Annotated in this window: 2 protein-coding genes and 1 pseudogene; all 3 read right to left on the bottom strand. The window is 49.9% G+C overall.

All coding sequences use genetic code 11. The features are described 5' to 3' along the window. A pseudogene (locus ACW9UQ_RS18465) lies at window positions 1-118 on the bottom strand (integrase core domain-containing protein); the annotation flags it as partial. Window positions 119-291: 173 nt separating this feature from the next. Next, window positions 292-1,698 (bottom strand): UvrD-helicase domain-containing protein, encoded by a 1,407-nt coding sequence (locus ACW9UQ_RS18460; RefSeq protein ID WP_458932459.1) that lies wholly within the window; start codon window positions 1,696-1,698, stop codon window positions 292-294. After that, on the bottom strand, window positions 1,691-2,731 hold the full coding sequence (locus ACW9UQ_RS18455) for an ATP-dependent nuclease (RefSeq protein WP_458932458.1): 1,041 nt from the start codon (window positions 2,729-2,731) through the stop codon (window positions 1,691-1,693). The genes ACW9UQ_RS18460 and ACW9UQ_RS18455 overlap by 8 nt, the downstream gene beginning before the upstream one ends. Window positions 2,732-2,856 lie beyond the last annotated feature (125 nt).

Raw genomic sequence — 2,856 nt, 5'->3', positions numbered from 1 at the left:
AACACATTTTGCCCTGATGCGTGCGCTCGTGGTTGTAATGGTGCAGCCATTCATCCAGATCGGCCTGCAGCGCGTCGATGCTGTCGTAGAGCTTCTTTCGGAACGCGACCTGGTAGAACGTAAGCGTTGCAATTGACCCCGGCTGAAATACCTATCTGTATTTCCAGTGTTGGCGTATATTGGCGCTACGCGCCAATACGGTAAGGCACATTTGTACCCTTCCGGCCCTTTGCTGCCATTCGTCACCAATATTGCTGCGGTAGTGCAGCATCAAAAGCTGACATTCGTCTATCAGGGTTTCAGTAAGCTATTCTTGGAACATACAGTTACAGTCTTGGCTCCTCGCGTCATTGCAACGTAGAGGTTTCGACCATCAAGCTTATTGGCATTCAGGACAACTACATGGTCCGCCTCCAAACCCTTTAACAGTAAGGTCGAACCAATAGCAGCCAAAGGTAATTGGCGGCCGACGGCACGGCTTTCTTCACGAACTTGCACCGCAGCGTCGATAAAACTCAAATCCGGATTTGATTGAACCAATGACAACGCACGGAGGGAAGCGCGTAGGACGCCGGGCCTATAGCAACGGGATCCGCTTTGAGCTGAGCAGCAAGACAGGATGCGAGCCAATCCAGAAAAAGTAGGCGCGTTTTCGACTTCTAGAGCGAGTAGTTCTAATTCACTCGGCTCAGTTCTTGATTTACCGTTTTTTATAGATTTCATGCGTTTCTGGATGCCGTCAGAACCTATGTTGGTAATGAGGCTTTCAGCAAAATCTAGCGTCTCACCGACGGAATACCCGTCAGACAAATCCAGGTTACCTGCAAAGGCTGTGAGATCCTTGAGATCAACTGGCTCGACAGCGACAATACCGGGAACGCTTTTTGCGACCTTATAACGGCTCGAAGCAGACATACTATCGCCAATCACCAGAGAGGTTTCACCCTTATTTTTGTGAGCGCATCGTGCTGCAGCTACAAGTTTTGAATGATCATCGTTGCCATCTAACTCGACCCATTTAACTGACTTGGGAGCTGTGTCCAAATCAACTTCCCCACCGACAAGGAGAGTTTTCTGCACAGAGAGGAGCCACTGCCCAAGTTCTTCGTTTCCTGCATTTTTCCACCTCCAGGGTTCATCTAGCTCTGAGATTTTCGGGAAGTGTTTTGAAACATGCTTATCCCAATCGGCCAACGGGTCATTCCCAAATCCGAAAATTGCTTGCATCTGATCCGCCAATACACAGCAGGGCAAATGTTTCGCAGCATAAAACAAAATGGCATGCTGGTTGTGGGAGCAATCCTGATACTCATCAACTAAGATGTGAGAATAGCTGGCTTTAAGCACATCAGTTATGTGGTTTGCTTTAAGCAACCCCCAAGCGGCCTTCCTGATCTTTAAATAGTTAGGTTTCTTGGGATTTGCGCCGCCATCATATCCAGACCGCTCGGGAAATGTAGAAACCAACCGCAGTGCCCACCCATCAATCGTCGCCAACTTGTAGCCACCAGCGGGCAACTGTTCCCTAGCCAGCCTTTGCCTTAGGGCTGCCACTCCGGCGTTAGTGTGCGTTAATACCAAAACAGGCTTGTCAGAGCTGTTGCGACGAAGCGCTTCTACAATGAGCTGTGTTTTCCCGCACCCCGCTGGGGCAATTACCATGCCGCGTTCGACAGTCAACAGATCAATATCAGTCATCCGCAGCCCCGGACCACCTGAGAATTTTGTCAAGTCGATCTTGCAGTTCAGGCTGTACGCAGTCATCTAAATGGGGGCAGATTATCGAATACGCGGCTTCCTCCATGTGAGAAATTCGTTTGAACCATGAGCCGTTACCCGCAGCGATGGCCAATTTTTCCCGCTTCTCGTCGTCCAAATCATCGAACCAAATTTCAGGATCGACCGGCCCCTCACACGCGGTCCTTAGGTGATCCAGAACTCGCTGCTTGCCATGCAGCTTTTTGACGTAGGCCCATAGCTCCAGAATTACATCATCACTGACACAATCAAACAACTCTGCTTCGATTGCCCAGCCTTCTGTCCATTTGAAGACCGTTCCACCTGCCTTGCTGAACTTTTTTTCGTCTTCCTCTTTGGGCTGGACATCATCATCTCTGAGGGTCGCAACGCCGTATCCCAACGCTTGAAAGGATGCAGCGGTTCTATAAATCTTATCCACCCCGCCAGCGTCGACCAATACACCACCTGCCGCAGCGAAAGTCGAACATTCCTTCTCCGCCAAATAGCGATCATGGCCGCGAACCAGCCCTACCTCAGTAGCACCTTCACAAACCAATACATGGGTACCCAAGAAGGCTTCTGCCGCAGCGCGAAGCGTACCTTGAATAGCATTTTTTGTACCCGCTCGAACGACGGAATGCTCGTCGCCGCTTCTAATAATATATAGTTGTGATCCGCTCAATTCGCGTAGGACGATCGGTGAGTGGGTGGTCATAAATATCTGACACGACGTTTCCTCGTTTTTCGATCCAAGCTCTAGAAGAAACTTTGATATTCGATGTGGCTCTAGTCCGATTTCAACTTCATCAACGAGTGCAATTGAGGAGTTTTCTGCAACCCGGTTTTGAAGCCCAGCAACGAGAAGACGACTTGATCCAAGGCCCAACTTTCTAAGTGAAACACCTTCTGAGCCGTGCAGCGAGATCGCACTCCCTGAAAAGTTCACCGAATGGGTGTCCAGCAGCGCTCGGACCGTGTCACCGACATTCACACCAAGTTGACCTGCCCCCCGAAACTTCCCTCGTTCTGATGTAGAGTTTGCTCAACCTTTTGAAGGAGCAAACGAATGCGAAAGAGCCGTTTCACGGAAGTCCAAATCATTGGGATGATCAAAGA

This window comes from Halovulum sp. GXIMD14793 (assembly GCF_054457435.1).
This window is presented reverse-complemented; position numbering and strand designations above follow the sequence as displayed.